Source organism: Acinetobacter sp. COS3 (assembly GCF_000475335.1).
GTDB classification, from domain to species: domain Bacteria; phylum Pseudomonadota; class Gammaproteobacteria; order Pseudomonadales; family Moraxellaceae; genus Acinetobacter; species Acinetobacter venetianus.
The window spans coordinates 1-24,566 of the sequence record NZ_AXCD01000009.1 but is presented as its reverse complement, the minus strand read 5'-3'; the positions used below and the strand labels follow the sequence as shown (position 1 = coordinate 24,566).

Genomic DNA, 24,566 nt, shown 5'->3' with positions numbered 1-24,566 from the left:
GTCAAATACCTGTAACCGATAGAAGGGCTGAATCTAAACTTACTGAATTTTGGCGTAGTGCAACTGTTTGAACGTTGTCACGAGCAATCAGATCAGCAAGGGAGATTTTTGCGAGATAATCGGCAATATGGTGGGAGAGTTCTTGCCATAAGTCATGCGTCAAGCACATTGCACCATTTTGACAGTTGCCTTTATGGTCACAACGCGTCGCATCGACAGTTTCATTTACAGCTTCGATAATTTCTAGCACAGTGATTTCAGCGGCATTGCGTGCAAGATGATATCCACCGTTAGCACCACGAACGCTTGAAACTAACCCATGACGCTTAAGTTTCGCGAATAACTGTTCTAAATAAGCGACTGAGATGGATTGGCGTGCTGCTATTTCCGCAAGCGTGATCGTTTGTTCAGTTGGCTGCAAAGCTAAATCAAGTAGAGCAGTCACTGCGTAACGACCGCGAGTTGTAAGGCGCATGATTCGATACACATGGTTAGACTAGATGTCTAAATTTTATGAATTCCGACTAAAATAGTCAAGTTTTTTAATTGCGAATATCAATGTGAAAAGTGAAATATACTGTAATTATTGTATCCACATATTATAAACAAAAAAACCAATAAAAATAAAGCTCAATAAAGCAAAGCAAATATTGATGAAACGCTGACGTTTCTGTATGCGATGGATACGATTTTGATACTGTTTTACTTCAACGAGTAAAGTATTGATTTCAGAACGTTGTTGGTCAATTTTATCCAAGAGCGGTGCGATGCGTTGTTGAGATGCAACTGCTTCTGCTTCGTCATTAAAAGCATTAAACCATTGTCTCCAATTTGCGAAGATACTGGTTAATGTTAGATGAGGAATGAAGTCTAAAAACTCTTCAGATAAGGTTGAATCACCCAAAATACGCATATTGGTGATGCTGCGTTGATTGTTAAATACAAATATTTTAACTAAATCAATCAGTGTGCTATTCACCTCTAAATCAATTTTTCTATCCAAAGCTTTCATATCAAACAACAAGCCTTTGTCAGTAAATTGGATATAAAAATCAAAGAAAGGGATATAGCTATTGATGCGAATTGTAATTTTTTGCTCAATAAATTTTTTTGCTTGCAAACGTAAAGCGGCATCATGGGTTAGGATGAATGAGAAAAAAGTCTCTAAAACAATGATGACAATGTTTAGCAACAAATGAGGGTGCTTGTTTCTTTGTTGCGTATAACTCATAAGTCTCTTTTTCCTTACCAATCAAACAATAAAACCACAAATCTGTAAACTTGAGCATCCTTACTCAATTATTAAAAATAATTTACATGACTTTGTTGCTTTGTAGAACAGTTTTTTAAAACGATCAAGTCTTAACTTTGATATTATAAAAACATTTTTATGGTTAAATACGACATACTGTTTGTAAAGTGCTTAGGAGCATGGTTCTATGGATAACTCAAATATAGAAAATTCGAGTGAAGAAACTGAGGTAAAAACTAAGACAAAATCAAAGAGTTCTAAAAAATCTGCGCTTGATTTCAAGAAGTATACACAACAAATTTGGTTAGCTGGTTTAGGTGCTTTTTCTCGTGCTGAAGAGGAAGGAAATAAATTATTCGACTCATTGGTCAAGGTCGGCGAAGAGTTAGAATCAAAAACAGTTGATTTTGCGGATAACACAGTTGGTAAGGTCACTGAGAAAGCCAAAGAGTCTGTTACAGATACCAAAGATAAAGTTGAAAAGATTTTAGATACTGGTGTAAATCACTCTTTAAATCGCATTGGTTTAGTGACACCAAAGGATCTTCAACATATTGAGCAACTTTTAGTGCAACTTCACATTAAAGTGGACGCTTTAATTGAAGAAAATAACCAGTTAAAAGCCAAATTGAATAAAAAGTAAAAAAATCGTTGGCACTCGTCCGTTTATGTCGTATTTCAGTATTTATTTTTGCTAAAAGGCCTTTCTAGTATTGCGTTCTCCCCTAAAGCATTGCTATAAAGGCGTCATGGCCTTTTAAACTATAGCCTTGGATCTTAACAAACGATATTAAGAGGATATTTTTTATCATGAATAAATCAGAATTAATTGATGCGATTGCTGAAAAAGGGGGAGTATCTAAATCGGATGCTGGTAAGGCACTCGATGCAACGATTGCGTCAATCACTGAAGCACTTAAAAAGGGTGATACGGTTACTTTAGTTGGTTTTGGTACTTTTAGCGTTAAAGAACGTGCTGCACGTACTGGTCGTAATCCAAAAACTGGTGAAGAGCTTCAAATTAAAGCAAGCAAAGTACCTAGTTTCAAACCAGGTAAGGGTTTAAAAGATTCAGTTGCGTAATCTTTTTAAATCAATAAACGCACCATTTCGGGTGCGTTTTTTATTTAATGAATGAAAAAGTGAGTTTGATCCTTATTCTGCATTCATTCGCTTTTATTTTTCAGTTAAAATTGCTCCGAAATAAAATATTGGAATTCTTATGGAATCTTTTCGTACACTCATTAAGGGTTGGCTTGGCAAAGTCCTTTTAGTTTTGTTTTTGACTCCTTTAGCGCTTGTAGGTATTGAGGGATATTTTAGTGGTAGCAATAAGGCAGATGTTGCGAAATCTGTCAACGGTCAAGATATTTCTAATAAAGAATTAGAAAGTGCAACCAAGAATTATAAAGATCAGTATTTATCTATGGTTAAAGGTGATGAGTCACTTTTAAATCTACCAGTTATTCAAGACAAAGCTTTAGATGCGCTTGTGACGCGTGCCTTATTGCAACAGCAAGCTGAAAAGTTAGGTATTTCATTAAGCGATGCTCAACTTGAACAAATGTTGGCTCAACAACCAAGTTTCCAAGAAAACGGGAAGTTCTCTGAGCAACTTTATGGAAACTATTTACGTTCAGTAGGCATGACCAATCAAAGTTTGCTTGCAAGCTTACGTCAAGACCATGCATTGAAAATGATTTCATCAACGTTGATGGACTATGCATTAGTAAGTAAGTCTGATTTACAACAATTGGCTAACTTGCAAACTGAGCAACGTACTTTGCATCTAGCAAGCATCAAACTGGATGAATATAAAAAAGGTTTAACTGCGTCTAATCAGGAAATCACAGATTACTACAACAAGCATAAAGGTGAGTTTAAGCAAGTTGCAGCAGTCGATGTTGATTATGTTGTTTTAACACCTTCATTGTTGCCACAAACAAACTTAGCTGTAACTGATGCTGATTTAAAGCAAGCCTATCAAGCTTTTGTTGAAAAACAGCAAAAAGATGCTAAGCGTGAAGTGAAGCATATTTTAATTACGACGGATACTCGTGATGCTGCCGCAGCACAAAAACTTGCGAATGATGTTTATGCGAAAATTCAAGCTGGCATGACGTTTACTCAAGCAGCAGCTCAATTCTCTGAAGATCCGAGTTCGAAAGATCAGGGCGGTTTGGTTGATGCTTATGCACCTGGTATTTTCTCTACTGATTTTGATAATGCTGTAAATGCTTTGAAAAATGGTCAAGTTTCAAAGCCTGTGAAAACTCAGTATGGCTATCACATTATCGAAGCAAATACACAGACAGTGACTATTCCTTCATTTGAAGCTGAAAAAGCGCGTTTGACAGCTGAAGTTGAAAAAACAAAATCAGCTAATTTATTCAGCGATACTGTCAATAACTTAAATGAAATGGTTGTCGGTGGTGACTCACTTGATGCTGTGGTACAAGAAGTAAAAGCTGCACGCGTTGAATCAGCAAAAGGTGTAACTTTGACAACGCAAAATCCTTATTTAAGTGATTTAAATGTTAAAGCTAAAATCTTTAGTGATGATGTGAAGAATGGTGATCGTAATGCGTCATCAAATATTCAATTAGCTAATGGTGATACGATCTGGATCAAAGTTCGTGATTATCATCCAGCAGGTATTAAGCCGTTAGCTCAAGCGACAGCTGAAGTTAAAGCTAAAGTTATTGAAGATAAAGCATATAAAGCTGCGAAAGCGAAGATGTCTACAATTTTGGCAGACTTTAAAACACAGCCAGCAGCGCAAGTTGTTGCTAAGTCTAATGTGACTTTTGAAAATGCAGGCGTATTTGTTCGTTCTCAAGGTTTAAAACGTGAAATTGAACGAGCGGCTTTCAGTATTCCAGCTCCGACGAAAGAAGGGATGTGGTCAGCAACTACTGCGAAATTACCAAATGAATTGGTTATCGTAGCTGTATCAAATGTGAATGCGAATGTTGCTAGTGAACTACCACAAGAACAATTGACTGAGTTGACAAAACTTTATCAACAGTTCCGCGGTCAGCAGATATTAGAAGATTACACTGAATACTTAAAATCACATGCAAAGATTAAATAAGTTTAATCTTTGCATAAAAAAAGCCAGTTCAATTTGAACTGGCTTTTTTTGATCTATTTTTATTTTTTCTGAATAAACTTTGCTTCTTCAGATTGTGGGTATTGAGTCAGTAACTTTGTGCGATATTGACCTGCTAAAGCTGCATTTTTATCGACTTCTTTAGCAATACTATAAAGTTGATAAACAGCCCGTGGCGCTTTCGCTGAGTTTGGATAACGTGTAGCAACGATATTGTAGTTTTGTTTAGCTGCTTTATAGTCAACAGGTTCAACAGCCAAATAAAACTCTGCTAGCCAAAAATACGCATTACCGACATATATTCCATTTGGATGGTTTTTGATGAAGTTTTGCATAGGCTGGATTGCATTTTTAGCACCACCTTGTTTGTATGCATCTAAAGCAACTGTATAAGCAGCTTTTTCGAGTTCTATTTGATTATTTACGCTATTGTTTGCTTGTGGTTGAACAACTGGTGTTTGCACAGGTGTTGGTGTGATTGGCGCTGTCTGCTGTGTATTTGCTACTGGAGCGACCTGATTTGTGGTATTTGTTGTTGGTTCACTAGAAGCATTTTCTGGATCAGTATTTTCTTCCGGTGGATCGATTTTTTGTGATAGCAACTCTAAGCGTTGATCTAAATCAGTATAGCGATTTGTCAGTTCTTTTTTGAGTTGGTCGATTGCATTTTCGTGCTCTTCAAGCTGACCACGTAACTTTCGGACTTCCTCTTCAAGCTTTTGGTTCTTTTGGATTAGATCCCAATTTAAATTCGTCGCAACAGGTGAAGCATTTGTATTGTCAGCAATTTGTTGGCTTAAAGCTCTAGACTCAATAGGAACATTGGCATACAAATGCGCGCTGCTAAGCAGAGCCATGAAAAGTACAGAATGCTTTTTTAGCATGAAAACTCATCCGTAATGTTGAAAAATAAGCGATACAAGCAAGCTTTTGAGCTTGTGGCATGTTGATATGTATTTTACTTTAGTCATTAAAACAGCAACTCATTTAAATGCAATAAGCATTTACAATCTTCAAGCACTTTTGAAGGGATTTAGTTTTTGTTGTTTATAATTTATTCATATTTAATCGGCTGTAATAAAAAAATCTAGATTTTGATGAGGAATTAGACAGTTGAATAGAAAACTTAATTAAAAACAGTTACAAGACTTGCAAGTGGTCTAAAAATCTCTATACTTTGTCAGGCAATGGTAGCCCTGCTGGTAGCTTCGCAATTGTACTCTATGAACCCCGCCAGGACCGGAAGGTAGCAACGGTAGTAGAACTATGATGTGCCGAAGTCTTGCTGGTAGGGCTGCCACCAGCTATTCTTCTTCGCTCGTTCGAGCAATCGCTTTCATTATCGCATCCATACTAAATCCTCTATATTGTAAGAAGCGAATTTGCTTAGCTTTGATTTTTGGATCTTTTGCGATATCTATACCAAATTTTTTAACTTTAAGCTGATACGCTTGTTCTGACCAATCGACTTCTTTTAATTCTTCTGTAATCAGTTCTTCATCTAATTCTTTCGCTTTTAAAGCCTGTTTGATGCGCTGTAGCCCTTTACCTTTTCTCAATTGGCTTGCTAGGGTAAGTTCTGCGACTCTTTGATCGCTTTGATAGTTTTGCTGTGCTAATTCTGCAACTAACTCTGCAACCTCATCAGGATTAATTGCATATTGATTGAGTTTATTGCTCAGTTCGGCTTGGGAGTAATCACGGCGAGTAAGAAGTGCAAAGGCGTAAGAGCGTAGTCTTGTACCTGTAAGCGTTTTGGGTTTTTCTGATTTTTCAGTATTAAACACGTTTTATTTCCTCATGAAAGAAAAACGCCCCGAAGGGCGTTTCAGCTTAGCTTTCTAAAAAGTCTGGTTCTTCTTCTTCAATATCTGTATTTTCGGCTGGCTTGTTTTTGGTGAGAAGTTGTTCTCGAATCAGCTTCTCAATTTCTTGAGCCATTTGAGGATTTTCTTCAAAATGACGAATTACATTATTTTTACCTTGTCCAATCTTATTACCTTGGTATGAATACCATGCACCAGCTTTTTGGACGATATCTTGTTGAACAGCGAGATCAACCAGTTCACCTAACTGATTAGTCCCTCTACCGTACATGATTTGGAATACAGCTTCTTTGAAAGGAGGCGCCATTTTGTTTTTTACAACTTTAACGCGTGTTTCGTTACCTGTAATTTCATCGCCTTCTTTTACTTGACCGATACGACGGATATCTAAACGTACAGATGCATAGAATTTAAGTGCGTTACCACCAGTCGTGGTTTCTGGGCTACCAAACATCACACCAATTTTCATACGGATTTGGTTAATGAAGATCACCATACAGTTAGAGCGTTTTGCATTACCGGTAATTTTACGTAATGCCTGACTCATTAAACGTGCTTGTAAGCCCATGTGTGAATCACCCATTTCGCCTTCAATTTCGGCTTTAGGGGTTAATGCAGCAACAGAGTCGACAACGATGAGGTCAATTGCGCCAGAACGCACCAGCATATCTGCGATTTCGAGCGCTTGTTCACCATGGTCAGGTTGTGAAACCAAGAGGTTATCAATATCTACGCCTAACTTACGTGCATATTCTGGGTCTAATGCATGTTCTGCATCAATAAATGCACATGTACCGCCATTTTTCTGACATTGAGCAATCGCTTGTAATGTCATGGTCGTTTTACCTGATGATTCAGGACCGTAAATTTCGATGATACGGCCTTTAGGTAATCCGCCAATCCCTAATGCGATATCTAGTGTTAATGAACCTGTAGAAACAGCTTCAACTGCTTGTACAGTGTTATCGCCCAAGCGCATCACTGTGTTTTTACCAAATTGCTTCTCAATTTGGCTTAACGCAGCTTGTAACGCTTTGCTTTTATTATCATCCATCTCAAAACCTCAAAACTTTATATTCTTAACGACTAACCCAAGTGGATGTATTGAATCTCAACTTGTTGGGACTCGGGTATAGTGGCAGATTCTAGTTGTTTATTCTACATCTGATCTGTGTCTTTGCGACACAAAATGACGCACCTGAAAGTAGGGAAATTCACTCATCATGATAAGACCATGATTGTACATTTTCCTGCTTAAAACGATTGATATCACGACGATCTTTTTTACTTGGTCGATGATCTGGTCGAGCTAGATTATGCATTTTTCGCTGTGATGCATGCAACTCTCTACGCGCAATACTTTCTTGTGTTTCTTCATAGAGTTGTTGCGCAATAGGAGCGCCACCACGAACGGCAGATAATGCTTTAATCACTACGGTCTTTTTTTCGAAGCCTTGCTGGATGGTCAGTTCCATTCCTATTCGAACTTCTTTAGAGACTTTAACTCGATCATTGTGATGGTGGACTTTACCGCCTTCGATCGCAGCTTTGGCAATGGAGCGTGTTTTAAAGAAACGAGCCGCCCAAAGCCACTTATCAATACGCATGCTTTCCATGCTGTCTGGTTCATGCTGTTTTGGCATCTGTTACCTGTAGGTTGGTCTCGAGATTGTTGGACTCAAGATAGTCAAATAATTCAGTTAGATGATTGAGTGCAGGATATGGGAGTTCGTTTACGTTTCTACTTGGTTTACTACTTGATGGCTGTAGAATGCTTACAAGTTTAGAAATACCAAAAGCTTCAGCACCTTTTAAGACAGCAACGGTATCATCAATAAATACAGCTTTCACTGGATCAAAAGGGTGAAGCTGTTGAAGCTTTTGCCAAAATCCAACATCTTCTTTGGCATATCCCAATTCTTCACTACTGATCATAACTTCAAAGTAAGGGCTGAGTTCGACATTTTCAAGTTTCAATTGCAGTCCAGCTCGATCTGCATTGGTCAATAACCAGCAGCGATAACCTTTCGCTTTGAGTTGTTCTAGCAGTTGATGGCAGCCAGCGCGTGCAGCAATTTTCTCACGATGTTCATATTGAAGTTGCAGTACATCAACCCCAACTTTAGCAGTCCAGTACGCCGAAGAATACCAAGATAGTGTATGCTTATGCTGTTGGTAGAATTGAAATAGTGTCTGCTGGCTTTGTTCAAGACTGCATTGGTGGACTTGAGCATGTCGTTCGGGCAAACAATGATTCCAAATAAAATCATCAAAGGCTAAATCGAGTAATGTGCCATCCATGTCGAACATGGCAATCGGCTGCTGCTGTAAATCTGAATATGACATAAGGTTAGTCTATGTTTATAAAAACGCTTGCGCCACAAGATCCGTTAATTTCTCAACTTGTTCCGATTATGGCGCAGGCAAGTCAAATATTGTTGGAAGAATACCAAAGTTATTGTGCAGGTTGCGAATTTAATATTCAGGAAAAAAGTGATGATTCACCAGTAACGCAAGCAGATTTGAAAGTGAATCGCTTTTTATTGAAGCATTTAGCTGAAGTGACACCAACCTTACCCGTACTCTCTGAAGAAAGTGATTATTCAGCTCGAAAGGCATGGCCACAATGTTGGATGCTTGATCCATTAGATGGGACGAAAGAATTTATTCATGAGCGTGATGAATTTACAATTAATTTAAGTTTAATTGATGGGCATTTGACTACATTTGCAATCATCGCAGTGCCGTGTGAGCAAGTGATGTATATTGGCTACACTTCTCAACGCCCTTATAAATATAGTTTTAGTCAACAACAATGGTTTCAATATCAAGTTGAAGAGCATTTGGTTAATACACCGATTCAAATTGGCTTAAGTCATAATAGTAAAAACCCTAAATATCAAAATTTCATTGATCCGATTTTAAAATCAAGAGATGTCACTCGCCGCGAAGCGGGCAGTGCTTATAAGTTCTGTATGATGTTAGAAGGTGAAATTGATATTTATCCACGTTTTCATCCAACTTCTGAGTGGGATACGAGTTCAGGGCAAGCATTGTTAGAAAGTATTGGTGGTGGTTTGTTGACTTTAGAGGGTAAACCATTTCTATACAATCAAAGAGATACCGTACTTAATGGGGGGTTTATCGCATTTAAAGATCAATATTGCAAAGATCTTGCTTATGATGCTTTAACGCATTCGGGTATTTTAGATTGAGAGTTATTTCACGCATGGTATAGTGAAATAAATTTTCATCATTTATAAATATTATGGCATTACACCTTTTGCCCAAAAGTATGTTTGAAGCAGTCGACTTGTTGCCTGATGCTTCTACGCCAGTCACTTTATTTACACGCCACTCTTTACGTGAATTGGTGAATGGGCAGGGTTTTGCTGGTTATGATCTTCAGCTTACAGAGCAAGGTCGAGATCTTGCTTATGCATGGGGGCAGTATTTAATACAAAATACGGATCGCGCCATCCATCATTGTATTTCTAGTCCAATTCAGCGTTGTGTCGATACAGCCGCTTTAATGATTGAAGGGGCTGATGATGCACACAAAGCTTCAAATACACATACGATTGAAATAGTTGAGCAACGTTTGTTGGTTGAACCAGGAAGCTTTGTATTGGATATTCAACAAGCTGCGCCTTATTTTCGTAAACAAGGTGCATTGGGTTTTATTAATAGTTTTGTGAATAATGCCTTACCGGGAATGAAGCATCCAATTACAGGTGTTTTTGATGTGATCGAATTGCTATATCACACGCATCCGTCACAACAAAAAGGATTAAGTTTAGCTGTCAGTCACGATACGATTTTGGCGGCGATAGTTGCAGTGATTTCTGGCAAAAACCAAATTGATAAAGCGGATTGGCCAGATATGATGGAGGGATTATTTGTTTGGTTTGAAGGTGAGGATTTTGCTAATAGTAAATTGAAATGGATTTGGCGTGGGCAAAAACAAGAACTATTAATTAAAGATTTTAAAGATAATTAAAAGAACAATTGGGTTTAAATTAATTTTAGTCATTCATTTTATTTTAGATATTTTATTATATTCTGAATATATTTTTTCATCTTTAAATTAAAGGTGATATTATTATAAATATATGATTTTTATTAACTTTAACTAATAATCATAATTTATCATTACTGATAATTCATTGTAATTTTTTTGGGGAAATGTGATGCAATTGCAACTCAAACATTTATCTGTATGTATTTTCACTATTATGCTTACTGCTTGTGGTGGAGGTGGTAATAGTGGTGGTTCGGAATCTTCAGGAGATAATACGATAGGGACAGGCAGTACAGAAAATCCTGCTCCGCCTGTAGCTGAGAAATATCCAGAGCCAACAAAGGATGTAATCGATGATAATGTTCTGGGCTTTTATGATTACGATAAATTAGGACAGTCACGCTCATTAAGAAATGATTTGAATGGTAGCTTTGCTGCGATGATTCAATTTGGTCAAAGTCATGTAGTTAATCCTAAGAATAATGAAAAAGATTACATGCCACGTTTAACAACGGATAAAGAGGCTTTATTGTTAGTCACACCATTGACTGAAATGGGGGATGTAAAGACCTTAATGGCTGAGATTTATCAGGGTAATCAATTACTGAGAACCGTTGAGTTAGAGGAGCCATCGCGTTTGGCTGCATCTGATCAATCAAATAGCGATGGTCGACCTCCTGTAAGCTATTCAAAACGTGCTTGGAGTGCACCTTTGAATTGGGATGAGGTTAAGGCGGGTTTACATATTCGAGTTCTGGATCCATTAAATAATCGTACAGGCGATTTGACTGAGAATGATATTGATTTTGCTGCTCCAGGCGAATTAGTGCTGCAAAACATTCGATTAGGTTTATTGACAGATCCGCCTAAATCAAATGGTCACTATATGCTGTTAGAACCAGCAAAAGCGGGAACAGATTATTTTCAGACGATTCCAGCTGCGCGAATGATTGTCACAAAATATGATGATTTAAAATTAGAAAAAGTCATGGTCGCAAGTGGTGTCATTTACGACACTGTGAGTGCAACTACTGGCGATGTTTATAGTGGTGACATGCGAGAAAATACGGCTAAATCAACTTTTGGTGTGGGTATAAACCTAGCCAATTGGGGAATTACAAGTGCTTCAATGGCAAGTCAAGAACAGCCACAACTTACTCAAAGTGTAGTTACACATCATGCTCGCGGTAAATACAGCAATGGAGAGGCTTCGCACGGATTGAGCGGTGGCAATGGTATGCTAACTTTGATTGATTCTATAGGTAATGAATTTAGCCATGAGATTGGTCATCACTATGGGTTAGGGCACTATCCTGGTTCAGTTGGTAATAATATGTTTTGGGCTGCACATCATGCAGATAGTGGCTGGGGATATATTGCATTTAGAAATAAAATGCGAGGCAATCTAAACTGGACGGCAACAAATTTAGGTGATGGCAGTAACGGTGTTCCAAACTTTTTAAACAAATATGCTTATGGTTGGGATGTAATGTCTGGTGGAGCAACAGCAAGTAACATCTCTAAATATACGCACTACACAGGTTATAGTACCTATTTAAAAATACAGCCAGCTTTTGATCGCTATGTATGGGATAAAAACTCACCAACTGGTTATAAAAAATGGAACGCGACCACACGAGTAATGGAAGTTGCTCAGCCAAAAGTACCGAACTCTGGAAATGTTTGGTACAACAGCGCAGATGGTAATTATTTAAAACCAAGATTATTTGGTGTTCCTGTTTATACGATTCTAGGTGGATATGATCCTGTGAATCAGATTGGTTTAATTTATCCTGCTGCGAAAGGGAATTGGGGGAATGTATTTAATTTGCCTCAAGTTAATACTAATGCAACTACGGCAAACTGTTGGCTCAATGTTCAGTTCGCATCAACTACACAAAATATTGCGCTTGCACCTCAGCGTATGAATAGCAATAGTAATGCCAATAAGTTCCATATCAATATTGCCCAAAGTGAAGCACCTCAACAAGTTAATTTGTATTGTCGAAAAGCCAATGAAAATGCAGTATTACTCTCTACAATGAGCATTCCTGCGAATAATACACCGATTGCACCATTTGTTGAGATTGGTGAGGAAGCTGGTTACTCTGCATTAAAAGAAATTGAGCTTCCAGTGCTTGAACAAGCGCTAGTTGGGAACAAAGCTAAACCAGTTGTTAGTCTTTCAACAGATGCTAAGTTGTTATTTGATTCTTACCAGAAATTTAAAAACCAGCTTTCATCTGATGCGCAAACTGAAATGAATCGTTATACGCAACAGCAAACGAAGCTTTATCGTTTGAACCGCTGGATGAATGTGTATCGAGCTGATCTAATAGATATGAATGTTGATGCCTTGGATGCATTCCATACATTCCTAGATAAACTCGAATTAAAAAATGATTTTAATTTAGACTCAGCAGTGAGTTTGATGAATCGAACCAATTGTTTGAAAGCTGAGAGACTTGAAAGCGGGCAATTGAATGGATTTATTAGTGGTGCTACTGGATGTGTTGGAGATGGCTCTGAAAAATGGGTTTATGATGCTCTAGGGAAAATACACAGTAAACAATACATTGATCATTGTTTGGCAACAACCTCCGGTAATGTAATTAATTTAATGCCTTGTGATAATAATCAAGCTAATCAAGTTTGGGTTACAGATGTAAGTGCTCAAGCGATTAAGCAATCGAATCAATGTTTTGATTTAGAAGGTGGTTATCTTACCAATAATAGAGCGCGTTTGATTCGTTATAGATGCACTGCTGGCACGAACCAAAAATGGACGATACCATCTGTGAATAATAGCTTAATACTTTCAGGTTTAACGACTAAGAACTTGGCGTTATCTTCTAAAGTATTCACAGTTAATCCATAAAATTCAAAAGGGAGGAGGTAAACAATTTACCTCTTTCTAATTTTTGTAATACGAAAAACTGTAGACAATAAAAAAGCCCGAAAATCGGGCTTTTTTATTTGCTTCAAATTAGTTAGCTAACGCTTTAACTTGAGCATTTAAGCGGCTCTTATGACGAGCAGCTTTATTTTTGTGGATGATGCCTTTATCAGCCATACGGTCGATTACAGGTACAGCTGTTTTGTAAGCTTCTGAAGCAGCAGCATAATCACCAGCAGCGATCGCATTTACTGTACGTTTAAGGTAAGTACGAACCATAGAACGCAAGCTTGCGTTGTGTTTACGTGCTTTAACGTTTTGACGAGCACGTTTTTTAGCTTGAGCAGAGTTTGCCACTCGTGCACTCCTTGAAAATAAGTTGGTCTGGGCGGGCTGAAGTTAAAACCAAAAATATTGGCAACATTCACCAGCCCGTAAACAAGTGCCATATTTTGATGAAACTAAGCATCGAAGTCAAGCCTTGTAATGTTTTTAAGTGCATTTAACAGGTGATTATGTTGCAAGAAAACGTTACATTAAGCCTAGTTATAACTTGGATGAAATAAAAATGAAAACAGGTGATAAAAAAGCGATTGTAATAGATGCTACAGGATTGGTTGGACAAGCTTTAATAGAGCAATTGCAACAGTCTGAAGAATTCAGTGCGATAACTGCCGTGGTGCGTAAAAAGTCTGATGCATTAGATACTTATAATAAAGTTACTCAATTTGTCTTAGAAGATTTTTTGTTATTAAACGATGAAGACGTGAATGCATATACGCATGCTTTTAGCTGTTTAGGTAGCACGATTAAACAAGCAGGTTCAAAAGAAGCATTCTATGCGATTGACTATGAAATGAATGCTCATTTTGCTGATTTACTTCAAGATAAAGATGTTCACTTATTGGTCGTTAGTGCTTTGGGAGCGAGTGCAAATTCACCAATTTTCTATAATAAAGTTAAAGGTGAATTAGAAAATTACCTCAGAAGTTTATCTCTATATAAATTGTCAATCTTTCAACCATCATTATTGATTGGTAAGCGAAGTGATGTGCGTTTTCTGGAAGATATGGCACAAACAGCATTTAAACTTGTAGAACAAGCATGGACTAAGCCGTTTAAATATAAGCCTGTAACCGCAGAGCAATTGGCGCATACTATGCTAGTTGCAGCCCAAACACAAACTGCCGCATTTAAACTGTTTGATAATTTAATGATACAACAAACTCGATAATGGAGAAGCTCAGTGACAACAGTATCTTTCGTAACTTGTGATTTGTTAGATGATAACCCTGAAAAAGATTTACAAGTCGTAACACCATGCTTAGATGGGAAGTTCTTCAAGAGTTATGGTGCTCGTAAAACTTTTGGTGGCCAAATTGTGACTGTAAAGTGCTTTGAAGATAATTCTCGTGTTAAAGAATTATTGGCAACTGACGGTACGGGTAAGGTACTTGTTGTTGATGGTGGTGCTTCCATGCGTTGTGCATTGATGGGAGACATGATTGCGGAATCAGCAGTGAAAAATCACTGGAATGGTGTTGTGATCTATGGTTGTGTGCGTGATGTAGATGCGATTGCGGAACTAGATTTAGGTGTACATGCATTGGCTGCAATTCCACAAAAAAGTAATCGTAAAGGCATAGGTGAAGTTGATATCACATTGTATTTTGGTGGTGTGACAATCAGTTCTGGTGATTATATCTATGCAGATAATAACGGAATTGTGATTGCGAAAGAAAAATTAGTCGACTGCTAAAGGGTTAGCGATATGCTGAAAATGGTGAATCATCAATTTAAAGTTTTACAATCTGTGGTTGCGAGTATCATTGAGGGTGGGCGAGGTGTATCAGGTACGCCTTTTCCTCAACAACCAACAAAACCTTTAAAGCTTTATGAATTTGAAGGTTCGCCATTCTGCCGTCGAGTTCGAGAAGTAGTGACCTTATTGAACTTAGATGTGGAGATTTATCCATGTCCTAAAGGCGGTCAGAAATATCGACAAATTGTAAAGAGCAAAGGTGGAAAAAGACAATTTCCATTTTTAATTGATGAAAATACAGGTGATCAACTTTATGAATCACAAGATATTATTCATCATTTATTTAAACATTATGGTAAAACAGGGCAGACCCCTAAGAAATACAGCCATTATCCTAAATTACCTTATGTTTCGACCTTGGCTTCAGTTGCGAATGCAGCACGTGGTGTATGGATCAATAAGAAAATTATTGATCGAGCAGCACCAGAGCAACTGTTAGAGCTGTGGAGCTTTGAAGCGAGTCCTTATACGCGTTTAGTGCGTGAAGCTTTATGTGAATTAGAAATTCCATATGTTCTGCATAATGTGCCTAAGGAGCGTTGGCAAGATATGGGACCAGCCATTCTACGCTTAAAACCAGGTAAATATATTCCATTACCGAATGGTAAGCGTGAAAAGGTTGTTGAAATTATGGGGCGTGATATTCAAGTTCCATTTTTAATTGATCCAAACACAGGCGTGAAGATGTTTGAGTCGGCTAAGATTGTTGATTATTTGAAAAAACAATATGGTTAACCTGATTTAGAAAAGCATCCGTTAAGGGTGCTTTTTTATTCCTGATTGATTGTTAGCTTGCATCAATGGGTACTTTATCGTTTTAATAAGCAAGTCATCAAAGCAAAGCTGTATAGATAGATCATATGTTAAGCCAACTAACTAACTTATTCAAAAGTTCAAAGGAAACACCTGAACAGCTATTCCTTAAAGAAAATGACTTGGTTTTTGATAGTCGTGGTGCAATTTATAAAGGCATCGTTTTGAATGAGTTGGGATTCCGTCTGGAATATTTCTCAAACCGAAAGTTAGATCGATTTGACGATCTCGAAAAGCTATTTCGGATTGCACCGCAAATTAATGAAAAGATCGATCTAGAAATACACTCACAGCGTTTTGTTGAGCGGTTGGGGAATACAGAAGAAAATCTTAAACAGTTGAAGCAAGCGATTAAAGTTTTAAATGATTATTATGTGAAGTTTAAAAGAGCTAGATAGTTTGGTTTCAAGCCTGAATTAATAAATATATTTTCATAGTTACGATAACTAGATAGGCTGTCTTTACCTTTACTTTTCAGAGATGAAAAGTAACCAAAATCTTTTGTTGGACTGACGGTACATCCCTGTTACCGCAGTCCAACAAGGCGGCGTCCATGCCGCCAACCATGATAGTAAATGATGGTTTAGATTTAGAAGGGTGAATTTTTTTAACTCAGAATATAAAAAAGGGACTAAATCCAAAGATTTAATCCCTCTTGAGTCTAGCTAGTAATTATTTTTCAATAATTGCTGTTACGCCTTGACCACCAGCAGCACAGATCGAAACTAAGATACGGCCTGAACCTTTTTGGTTTAAGATTTTTGCAGCAGTCGCGATGATACGACCACCAGTCGCAGCGAATGGGTGACCCGCAGCTAAAGAAGAACCTTTAACGTTTAATTTGCTACGATCAATTGAACCTAAAGGTGCATCTAAACCTAAACGCTCTTTACAGAATTTCTCATCTTCCCAAGCTTTCAATGTAGAAAGAACTTGTGATGCAAATGCTTCGTGAATTTCGTAGTAGTCAAAATCTTGAAGTTTAAGACCAGCGCGTTCAAGCATACGTGGAACTGCATAAGCAGGTGCCATCAATAAGCCTTCTTTTTTACCAACGAAATCAACCGCAGCAGTTTCAGAGAACGTTAAGTAAGCTAGAACTTCGTGACCATTTGCTTTAGCCCATTCTTCAGAAGCTAAAAGTACGCATGAAGCACCATCAGTAAGAGGAGTAGAGTTACCCGCTGTCATTGTTGCAGCTTCACCTTTACCAAATACTGGTTTTAACTTCGCTAATTTCTCAGCAGTTGAGTCAGCACGTAAGTTGTTGTCACGGCTTAAACCTAAGAATGGTGTAATTAAGTCATCGAAGAAACCTTCTTCGTATGCTTTTGCCATTTTTTGGTGAGAAGAAGCAGCTAAAGCGTCTTGATCTTCACGAGCAATACCCCATTCAAGCGCAGTGATTGCTTGATGGTCACCCATAGATAAACCAGTACGTGGTTCACCATTTTTAGGTGCATCCATAAGATCTTTAACATTGATCTTAGAAAGTGCTTTTAAACGGTCTTTACCAGTTTTAGCGATGTTAAGCTCAAGTAAAGCTTTACGTAAACCATCACCAAACGCGATAGGCGCGTCAGAAGTAGTATCTACTCCACCTGCGATACCTACTTCGATTTGACCTAATGCAATTTTGTTTGCAACTTGGAATGCTGCTTGTAAACCAGTACCACAAGCTTGTTGAAGATCACAAGCTGGAGTTTCTGGAGCAAGTTGAGTATTCAATACACATTCACGAGTCATATTGAAATCACGGCTGTGCTTTAATACTGCACCAGCAACAACTTCACCTAAGCGTTGACCTTGTAGGTTGAAACGCTCAACCAAACCATTTAATGCAGCAGTAAACATGTCGATGTTTGAAGCTGTAAAATAAGCGCCGTTTGAACGAGCAAATGGAATACGGTTACCGCCGATAATGGCAACACGGCGAACAGTGTTTTGGCTCATGGTTTTATCCTGTTGAACAGAAGGTTTGGTTGTTTTAGCTGGCGCTGCTTTTGTAGATGTAGAAGAAGCAGTGCTTTTCGGACTACGAGTAGTAGCACGCGTACGAGTCGTTTTAGGTGTCGTGCTTGCTGCTTTAGAGGTCGTGCCAGCAGTTTTACGTGTAGTAGAAGCTGCTTTTGATGTATTTGACACATTTTCTTCAGCAGAATTCTCGACTGCTGGATTTTCTTGAGTTGTTTTGCTCATAAGGCTTTTCCAAGCATAATTGCGATATTCTTGTGACAACAATACCATATTTACAATATTGCTGTATTGACTAGAATGACGCTGTAGACCACATTCAGGTCAAGACATCAGAACATGAACTCAAGTATGATTTATGACGAGTCAATCAAACATTGATTTCATGTAATTTGATTAACATGATGCATGTGTTTGTAAAAAATTCATTTGTATGAGAGATAATAATCATGACCGATCAATACCAAGCATTTACACAATCGCCTTTGGGTAAATTTGTTGTAAAAAATTTAGGTTTACCATCGCCAGTAACGTTAGATCGTTTTGAAAGTGCTCAACCTGTTGTGAATGGTGCAGTATTGCTTGGCGCAGCGCCTTCAAGCACGATTTCTGCTGCTATTGCTCAGGTTCTTAGCAATATCCATGCAGATAGCTATGTGGGTAATAATGTTGAATTACAACAAACCGCAGCGAAAGTTGGTTTAAACCTTCGTCCTTTAAATGCAGATGATAAAGAGTCTAAATTTAAAGCAGTTGTATTTGATGCTTCTGGTATTCAAGATTCAGAACAACTTAAAGAGTTGTATAACTTCTTTAACCCAATTGCTCGCCAGATTTCTAGTTCTGGTCGTGTAATTGTAATTGGTACAACGCCTGAAACTGCAAAGACAGTGAAACAAGCGATTGCTCAACGTGCGCTTGAAGGTTTCATTAAATCAGTTGGTAAAGAGTTCAAAAAGGGTATCACTGCTCAAGTTGTTTATGTAGACCAAGGTGCAGAAGCAAACCTTGAATCTACGTTACGTTTCTTAATTTCTCCACGTTCTGCTTATGTTTCAGGTCAAGTGGTTCGTGTTTCTAAAGCAGACGTTGTTGATCTAGACTGGGCGAAGCCACTTGCAGGTAAGACTGCATTAGTGACTGGTGCAAGCCGTGGTATTGGTGAAGCAATTGCAAACGTACTTGCTCGTGACGGCGCACACGTAATTTGCTTGGATGTACCACAACAGCAAGCTGATCTTGAGCGTGTTGCAGGTTCAATCGGTGGTTCTGTATTGGCAATTGATATTACTGCTGCGGATGCTGGCGAGAAAATCAAAACTGCTGCTGCAAAACAAGGTGGTTTAGACGTTATTGTTCACAATGCTGGTATTACTCGTGACAAAACTTTGGCAAACATGAAGCCAGAGCTTTGGGACTTAGTTATCAACATTAATTTATCTGCAATCGAACGCGTTAACGATTACTTACTATCAAATGATGGTTTAAATGCAAATGGTCGTATCGTTTGTGTATCATCAATCAGTGGTATCGCTGGTAACTTAGGTCAAACTAACTACGCTGTTTCTAAAGCGGGTGTTATTGGCTTAGTGAAATTTACTGCGCCTACATTGAAAAACGGTATTACGATTAATGCTGTTGCGCCTGGTTTCATTGAAACTCAAATGACTGCTGCGATTCCTTTTGCTATTCGTGAAGCAGGTCGTCGTATGAACTCAATGAACCAAGGTGGTTTACCTGTAGATGTTGCAGAGGCAATTGCTTGGTATGCATCTACTGGTTCAACAGGTGTTACTGGTAACGTTGTTCGTGTATGTGGTCAAAGCTTATTAGGTGCGTAAGCATTAGGGTTTTGAAGAGGGGTGCTTGTGCATCCCTTTTTTATAAAAAATATCAAAAGGTTGATTATGAACACACGTCATTTTAGTGAATTACCAAAACCTTATTTGGCTTATCCAAAAGTTATTCAGGGTTTAATTTTTAAAAAGCCAAAAGGCGAGAAAGTATTACCACAAGTTGAGTATGTGGTGGATACATTAAAAATTGATACCAAGCATTTAGAAAGCTATAACGAAATCTGTGGTTTTAAAAATGATGGTTTTGTGCCTGCGATCTATTTAGCCGTACTCTCTCAAAGCCTACAAATGCATATGATGACAAGCGAAGCTTTCCCATTTGCAATTTTAGGTTTAGTTCATATCCGCAATCAGATCAAACAAATACGTAAAATCGGTGTGAATGAACAAATCACATTGTCATGCAAGTTTGGTGAGCTGAAACCACATGATAAAGGTTTACAGTTTGATTTCATTACGACGGCGAAGGTCGGTGGCGAAGTTGTGATGGAAAGCCTGACAACATATCTGTCACGTCAGAAAGTTGAGAAAAAAGCGGCTGAGAAAGCGAAAGATACTCAAGAGCCCGCTTATCAACCGCAGGCTGAATGGAATATTTCAGAAAATACAGGCCGTCGCTATGCGTTGATTTCAGGTGATTTCAACTTAATTCATATTCATGCGGTGACTGCAAAAGCTTTTGGTTTTAAACAAGCAATTGCACATGGTATGTGGAGCAAAGCAAAAGCTTTAGCAAATGTGCAGCTTCCAGATGCTTATGAAGCAGACGTATGGTTTAAGTTACCAATGTACTTACCTTCAAAAGTTGAATTTTTAACTGCTACAGATGCTAAGCAGACTGACTTTTTAATTCGTAATGTTAAATCTAAAAAGCCACATGTTGCGGGTACTGTAAAAGCAATCTAAGCCATTATTCATATGTTCAATATCCCTTTTGTTCGCAAGAGGGATATTTAAAATATAAATATCATAAGGATGCATACATTGATTAAAGAGATTTTATTTGCCGACACACATAATTATCATGGCAATGTTGATGACCGTTTTGTTGATCTAGCAACACAATTTAGCCGTTTACAAGATGCGCGAAGTCATCAAGGCGGTGCGGCTTTAGTGGTGTATTTCAAAGGCCAAAAAGTTGTTGATATTTTCACAGGTAAGAAATCTCAGAATGAAGCGTGGCAAGCTGATACTTTGTCGATGTGCTATTCAACTGGAAAAGGAATTTTAGCCACGCTCACGCATATTTTAGTGAGCGAAGGCATTTTGGATTATGATTTGCCGATTGCGCACTATTGGCCAGAGTTTGCACAGAATGGCAAGCAAGGGGTCACAGTCCGTCATGTACTTTCTCATCAAAGCGGATTGTTTGATATTCGAAATACCATTGAGACAGCAACAGAAATGTTGGATTGGTCGCATATGCTAGATGTTATGGCTGCTGCTACACCACGCTTTTCAGCAGGACAAAGCTTTGCTTATCAACCGCTCACGTATGGTTGGATTATTGGTGGGGTTCTTGAGAAAGCAGCAAAACAGCCTTTAAGTTGGTTAATGCAACGCTATCTTGTACAGCCACTTGAACTTGATGGTGCATATTTTGGTACGCCAACTTCGGAGTTGGGGCGTGTCGCACGGTTACTAGAGAAGCCTAAGTCTCAATCTCAAGCAAAACCGCAAGTACAAAAGCCTCAAGCCGCTCGTAAAGCATCTTTATCAGAAAGATTGTTAGAGTTATCTGGGCAAAGTCCACAAGATTTCCAAGATGCGATGATTCCAAAAGGGATGCGTAATTTTAGTTTTTATAGTGATGCGGGTTTACAAGCGATCATTCCTGCTGCAAATGGTGTTTTCACTGCTAATAGCCTTGCAAAAGTATACGCAATGCTTGCGAATCAAGGACAGTGGCAGGGGCAACAACTGATTCGTCCAGAAGTCTTTAAACAATTGAGTACCGTACAAAGCAAGACTCGTGATCGAGTGATGCCAATTCCTATGCATTGGCGGTTGGGTTATCACCGTATTTTAACAATGGGTAAGCGTGCGCCGCATGGTTTCGGTCATGTTGGTTTTAATGGTTCAGGTGCATGGTGTGATCCAGAGCGAGAACTAAGCTTTGCTTATACACATAATTTTAATATTACTTCGGCTACAGGTGATTATCGTTTGTGGGGCTTGAGCCAAGAAACTTTACGTTGTGCAGATGAAATTCTGAAAGGAAGAAAAGGCTGGTTTTAAGTTAATTGGTCTAAATACGGAGGAATATGATAAATGACAGCGTCATATTTCCTCTCAGTCTTTTTATCTGCAATTACACCACCTAAAAACTCTGCCAGTTTCCGACTTGCATAATTATGAATGGCAACGGGATACAAAAAATATTTAGCTTGTATTTTTTCAGAAGCCCAGCGGAAAACTTCGTAAATCGACTCTTTGGCAAAACCTTGATTGTGATAGTCGTCTCTGATCCAAAGACCTAGTTCTGGTGTGGCTGTTTGGGTGCGATGTACACCAATCAGACCAATAAAAATATGTGTTTCTTTACACCGTAAAACAAAGTGATAATCCGTATTCTCTGATTCAGCTAGCAGCCATTGCTGTCTAATTTGATCTAATGCTTCAAAATTTTCAGCAGGTTCCCAAGCCATATAGCGAGTTAAGGTTTTGGTAATACAAGGGTATATATCTACTAGATCATCCATTTGAAATACAAATAGATTGACTCTTGAACTTTGTAATATTGGTGATGTGTATTGCATCTATTTTCTAAATAGCTCTGCTTGTAAAATAGCTTCGGTATGGCGTTTAAAGTCTGCATCATTTAGACCATTCAGCCCTAACTTATATATACCTTCTAGACCGCAAACAAAAGCAATTAATCGCCAAGCGATGTCTTGGCTATCTGACTCAAAGTTAAATTCACCTTGATTTTTACCCTCATTAATCATTCGGACAATTGAGCGATGCCAATCTTGCATTGCTAGATTATAGGCATATTTAATTTCTGAATCTTGATCAATCAGGATTTCAGCTTCATTCCACAGACGGAGATAAGGTTGAATTTGCTCAATATTTTCACAACCCAATAAAAGAGAGACACGTTGTAAATAATTTACAGTATTTACTTGGTCTTCAATTTCATCGAGTTGTTGCATAAGTTTGATAAAAGCTTCTGCTTTAAGGTGAGAATTTGATGCAAAATGGTGATGAACTTGTCCTGTGGAGGTTTGTGCTTCGGTTGCAATACGGCGAACAGTCATCGCTGAAAATCCTTCATTTAAAGCAACATGCATGGCTGCTTGTAAAATCATCTCTCGGCGTTGTTCTCGATTTAAATAAGCCATTTTTCTGACCAAAACTCGTTTTGTAAAAACAGATACAAATTAACTTATATTTTAAAGTTGGACAAGTGTTCAATTTTGCTTATAATTACACCAATTTGAACATCTGTCCAAAATTTAGAGGCATTTATGTCACGCAAGTGGTTAATTCTTGCAATCATCGTATTGATCTATCTTCCTGTTTCGATCGATGCAACTGTTTTACATGTCGCTACACCTACATTGAGTGAGTCACTTGGACTATCAGCAAATGAGATGTTGTGGATCATTGATATTTATTCACTGGTTATGGCTGGTCTTATTTTGCCAATGGGCGCCTTGGGTGATCGCATTGGTTTTAAACGATTGATGCTTATTGGTGGTCTATTATTTGGTCTAGCGTCTTTAGCTGCTGCATTTTCACCAACAGCTTTGACTTTGATTGCATCAAGAGCATTACTCGCCGTTGGTGCAGCAATGATTTTGCCAGCGACTTTATCCGCTGTACGCAATACTTTTTTAGATGAGAAAGAGCGTAACTTTGCTTTGGGTATTTGGGCGACTGTAGGTGGTGGTGGCGCAGCCTTTGGCCCATTGCTTGGTGGTTTTTTACTTGAGCACTTTCATTGGGGATCAGTGTTCCTGATCAATGTTCCGATTATGATTGCTGTACTTGCTTTAACTGTCTTTGTGATTCCAAAGCAAACAGGGCAACCCAAACAAAGCTTGAACTTATTGCAAGCCATTGTATTGGTAGTTGCTATTCTAAGTATGATTTATGCCATTAAATCAGTGCTGCATGGCTTTTCAATTTGGTCGGTACTGATTTTTGCTGTGGGTCTGGGTTTGTTGGTTGGGTTTGTACGTAAACAGTTAATTTCTGATGCTCCAATGATTGATATCCAATTGTTTAAGCATCCTGTGATTGCGACAGGCGTCATCATGGCCATTTTATCAATGATGGCTTTGGTTGGATTTGAGCTATTAATTTCTCAAGAATTACAGTTTGTTTATCAGCTTTCACCACTTGCGGCAGGCGCATTTATCTTGCCATTTATGATCGCCATTAGTTTGGGTGGGCCAATTGCAAGTTTGTTGGTGAATCGCTTTGGTCTACGCTCAGTTGCGTCACTTGGAATGTTAATGAGTGCGATTAGCTTATGGGGATTGGCGCATACAGATTTTATGAATGCACAAATATCGGCTTGGGCATGGATGGTAGTTTTGGGCTTAAGTGTGGAAATTGCATTATTGTCGTCTACCTCAGCAATTATGTCTTCTGTACCTCCGAGTAAAGCGACAGCAGCAGGAGCAATCGAAGGAATGGCATATGAATTGGGTGCTGGTCTGGGAATTGCTTTTTTCGGTTTGCTGCTTTCATGGTTTTATGTCAACTCAATTATTATTCCAAATGAGTTGCCACATGCATTCATTGAGCAGGTGAGTGGTTCAATCGGAGAGGCGATGCAAGTCGTCAAACAGTTACAGCCTGCGCTTGCTGAAACAGTCATTGATGTTGCGAAACAAGCATTCAGTCAATCACATCGTTCTGTTCTGAATGTTGCTGCATTTCTGTTTTTTATATTGTCTATATTTATTTGGTTGGCTTTACCAAAGAAAGTGGCTGTTGTTGAAGAGTAAAGATTACCCTTAGTTTGATCATTCAAGCTAAGG

25 protein-coding genes and 1 other RNA gene are annotated in these 24,566 nt (G+C 38.4%); 15 read left to right on the top strand and 11 right to left on the bottom strand.

Features of this window, described 5'->3' with window-relative positions; genetic code table 11:
• Position 1 precedes the first annotated feature (1 nt).
• Complete coding sequence (locus IO68_RS21985; protein ID WP_007480232.1) at positions 2-475, bottom strand: Rrf2 family transcriptional regulator; 474 nt, start codon at positions 473-475, stop codon at positions 2-4.
• A gap of 108 nt (positions 476-583) precedes the next feature.
• Positions 584-1,231, bottom strand: coding sequence for a hypothetical protein (locus IO68_RS21980; RefSeq protein WP_023012947.1), 648 nt, complete (start codon positions 1,229-1,231; stop codon positions 584-586).
• Positions 1,232-1,439: 208 nt separating this feature from the next.
• Between IO68_RS21980 and IO68_RS21975 the strand changes: the two genes are divergently transcribed.
• The 3 genes from IO68_RS21975 (at position 1,440) to IO68_RS21965 (ending at position 4,346) form a co-directional block, all read left to right on the top strand.
• Positions 1,440-1,895 (top strand): phasin family protein, encoded by a 456-nt coding sequence (locus IO68_RS21975; RefSeq protein WP_007480233.1) that lies wholly within the window; start codon positions 1,440-1,442, stop codon positions 1,893-1,895.
• A gap of 167 nt (positions 1,896-2,062) precedes the next feature.
• Positions 2,063-2,335 carry an HU family DNA-binding protein gene (locus IO68_RS21970; protein WP_004878739.1) on the top strand — a complete coding sequence of 91 codons (273 nt, stop codon included), beginning with the start codon at positions 2,063-2,065 and terminating at the stop codon, positions 2,333-2,335.
• Between the two features lie 139 nt (positions 2,336-2,474).
• The gene (locus IO68_RS21965) at positions 2,475-4,346 is read left to right on the top strand and encodes a SurA N-terminal domain-containing protein (RefSeq protein ID WP_023012946.1); all 1,872 of its coding nucleotides are present in this window, start codon (positions 2,475-2,477) and stop codon (positions 4,344-4,346) included.
• A gap of 59 nt (positions 4,347-4,405) precedes the next feature.
• Here the strand turns inward: IO68_RS21965 and IO68_RS21960 are convergent, their stop codons facing one another.
• The gene (locus IO68_RS21960; protein ID WP_023012945.1) at positions 4,406-5,248 is read right to left on the bottom strand and encodes a YbgF trimerization domain-containing protein; all 843 of its coding nucleotides are present in this window, start codon (positions 5,246-5,248) and stop codon (positions 4,406-4,408) included.
• A 313-nt stretch (positions 5,249-5,561) separates the two neighbouring features.
• Here IO68_RS21960 and ffs point away from each other — a divergent pair.
• An RNA gene (ffs, locus tag IO68_RS33555) (signal recognition particle sRNA small type) lies at positions 5,562-5,658 on the top strand.
• A gap of 10 nt (positions 5,659-5,668) precedes the next feature.
• On the opposite strand, the gene IO68_RS21955 is transcribed toward ffs, so the two are convergent.
• From IO68_RS21955 to IO68_RS21940, 4 genes are all read right to left on the bottom strand, one after another.
• Positions 5,669-6,151 (bottom strand): regulatory protein RecX, encoded by a 483-nt coding sequence (locus IO68_RS21955; protein WP_019384159.1) that lies wholly within the window; start codon positions 6,149-6,151, stop codon positions 5,669-5,671.
• 46 nt (positions 6,152-6,197) lie between these two features.
• Positions 6,198-7,244, bottom strand: a complete 1,047-nt coding sequence (gene recA / locus IO68_RS21950) for a recombinase RecA (protein ID WP_004878748.1) — start codon at positions 7,242-7,244, stop codon at positions 6,198-6,200.
• Positions 7,245-7,404: 160 nt separating this feature from the next.
• Positions 7,405-7,833 carry an RNA-binding S4 domain-containing protein gene (locus tag IO68_RS21945; RefSeq protein WP_004878750.1) on the bottom strand — a complete coding sequence of 143 codons (429 nt, stop codon included), beginning with the start codon at positions 7,831-7,833 and terminating at the stop codon, positions 7,405-7,407.
• On the bottom strand, positions 7,817-8,536 hold the full coding sequence (locus IO68_RS21940; protein WP_023012944.1) for an HAD-IA family hydrolase: 720 nt from the start codon (positions 8,534-8,536) through the stop codon (positions 7,817-7,819). The genes IO68_RS21945 and IO68_RS21940 overlap by 17 nt, the downstream gene beginning before the upstream one ends.
• An 11-nt stretch (positions 8,537-8,547) precedes the next feature.
• Between IO68_RS21940 and IO68_RS21935 the strand changes: the two genes are divergently transcribed.
• From IO68_RS21935 to IO68_RS21925, 3 genes are all read left to right on the top strand, one after another.
• A complete protein-coding gene (locus IO68_RS21935; protein WP_023012943.1) occupies positions 8,548-9,405 on the top strand; it encodes a 3'(2'),5'-bisphosphate nucleotidase CysQ in 858 nt (285 codons plus the stop codon).
• Positions 9,406-9,458: 53 nt separating this feature from the next.
• Complete coding sequence (locus tag IO68_RS21930; RefSeq protein WP_023012942.1) at positions 9,459-10,190, top strand: histidine phosphatase family protein; 732 nt, start codon at positions 9,459-9,461, stop codon at positions 10,188-10,190.
• A gap of 190 nt (positions 10,191-10,380) precedes the next feature.
• Positions 10,381-13,089, top strand: a complete 2,709-nt coding sequence (locus tag IO68_RS21925; protein ID WP_023012941.1) for a M66 family metalloprotease — start codon at positions 10,381-10,383, stop codon at positions 13,087-13,089.
• 108 nt (positions 13,090-13,197) lie between these two features.
• Here IO68_RS21925 and rpsT read toward each other — a convergent pair whose 3' ends face one another.
• Entirely contained in the window at positions 13,198-13,464 is a 267-nt protein-coding gene (rpsT, locus tag IO68_RS21920) for a 30S ribosomal protein S20 (RefSeq protein ID WP_004878761.1), read from the bottom strand.
• A gap of 211 nt (positions 13,465-13,675) precedes the next feature.
• Here rpsT and IO68_RS21915 point away from each other — a divergent pair, with 211 nt between their 5' ends.
• The 4 genes from IO68_RS21915 to IO68_RS21900 all read left to right on the top strand — a co-directional run bounded on the left by IO68_RS21915 (position 13,676) and on the right by IO68_RS21900 (position 16,140).
• On the top strand, positions 13,676-14,341 hold the full coding sequence (locus IO68_RS21915; protein WP_023012940.1) for a nucleoside-diphosphate sugar epimerase: 666 nt from the start codon (positions 13,676-13,678) through the stop codon (positions 14,339-14,341).
• A 12-nt stretch (positions 14,342-14,353) separates the two neighbouring features.
• Positions 14,354-14,866 carry a ribonuclease E activity regulator RraA gene (gene rraA / locus IO68_RS21910; protein WP_004878765.1) on the top strand — a complete coding sequence of 171 codons (513 nt, stop codon included), beginning with the start codon at positions 14,354-14,356 and terminating at the stop codon, positions 14,864-14,866.
• A gap of 12 nt (positions 14,867-14,878) precedes the next feature.
• Positions 14,879-15,664: a glutathione S-transferase N-terminal domain-containing protein gene (locus tag IO68_RS21905; RefSeq protein ID WP_004878767.1), complete on the top strand. Its 786-nt coding sequence runs from the start codon at positions 14,879-14,881 to the stop codon at positions 15,662-15,664.
• A gap of 125 nt (positions 15,665-15,789) precedes the next feature.
• On the top strand, positions 15,790-16,140 hold the full coding sequence (locus IO68_RS21900; protein WP_004878769.1) for a hypothetical protein: 351 nt from the start codon (positions 15,790-15,792) through the stop codon (positions 16,138-16,140).
• A gap of 274 nt (positions 16,141-16,414) precedes the next feature.
• On the opposite strand, the gene IO68_RS21895 is transcribed toward IO68_RS21900, so the two are convergent.
• Complete coding sequence (locus IO68_RS21895; protein WP_004878771.1) at positions 16,415-17,941, bottom strand: acetyl-CoA C-acetyltransferase; 1,527 nt, start codon at positions 17,939-17,941, stop codon at positions 16,415-16,417.
• A 224-nt stretch (positions 17,942-18,165) separates the two neighbouring features.
• Here IO68_RS21895 and IO68_RS21890 point away from each other — a divergent pair, with 224 nt between their 5' ends.
• From IO68_RS21890 to IO68_RS21880, 3 genes are all read left to right on the top strand, one after another.
• Positions 18,166-19,557, top strand: coding sequence for a 3-oxoacyl-ACP reductase (locus tag IO68_RS21890; RefSeq protein WP_004878773.1), 1,392 nt, complete (start codon positions 18,166-18,168; stop codon positions 19,555-19,557).
• 66 nt (positions 19,558-19,623) lie between these two features.
• Positions 19,624-20,478, top strand: a complete 855-nt coding sequence (locus IO68_RS21885; RefSeq protein ID WP_023012939.1) for a MaoC family dehydratase — start codon at positions 19,624-19,626, stop codon at positions 20,476-20,478.
• Positions 20,479-20,556: 78 nt separating this feature from the next.
• Positions 20,557-21,810, top strand: a complete 1,254-nt coding sequence (locus IO68_RS21880) for a serine hydrolase domain-containing protein (protein ID WP_031234730.1) — start codon at positions 20,557-20,559, stop codon at positions 21,808-21,810.
• On the opposite strand, the gene IO68_RS21875 is transcribed toward IO68_RS21880, so the two are convergent.
• Entirely contained in the window at positions 21,807-22,331 is a 525-nt protein-coding gene (locus tag IO68_RS21875; RefSeq protein ID WP_031234729.1) for a GNAT family N-acetyltransferase, read from the bottom strand. The genes IO68_RS21880 and IO68_RS21875 overlap by 4 nt on opposite strands.
• Positions 22,332-22,916, bottom strand: coding sequence for a TetR family transcriptional regulator (locus IO68_RS21870; RefSeq protein ID WP_023012936.1), 585 nt, complete (start codon positions 22,914-22,916; stop codon positions 22,332-22,334). It abuts the gene before it with no gap.
• 126 nt (positions 22,917-23,042) lie between these two features.
• Here IO68_RS21870 and IO68_RS21865 point away from each other — a divergent pair, with 126 nt between their 5' ends.
• Positions 23,043-24,533 carry an MFS transporter gene (locus IO68_RS21865; RefSeq protein ID WP_023012935.1) on the top strand — a complete coding sequence of 497 codons (1,491 nt, stop codon included), beginning with the start codon at positions 23,043-23,045 and terminating at the stop codon, positions 24,531-24,533.
• Positions 24,534-24,566 lie beyond the last annotated feature (33 nt).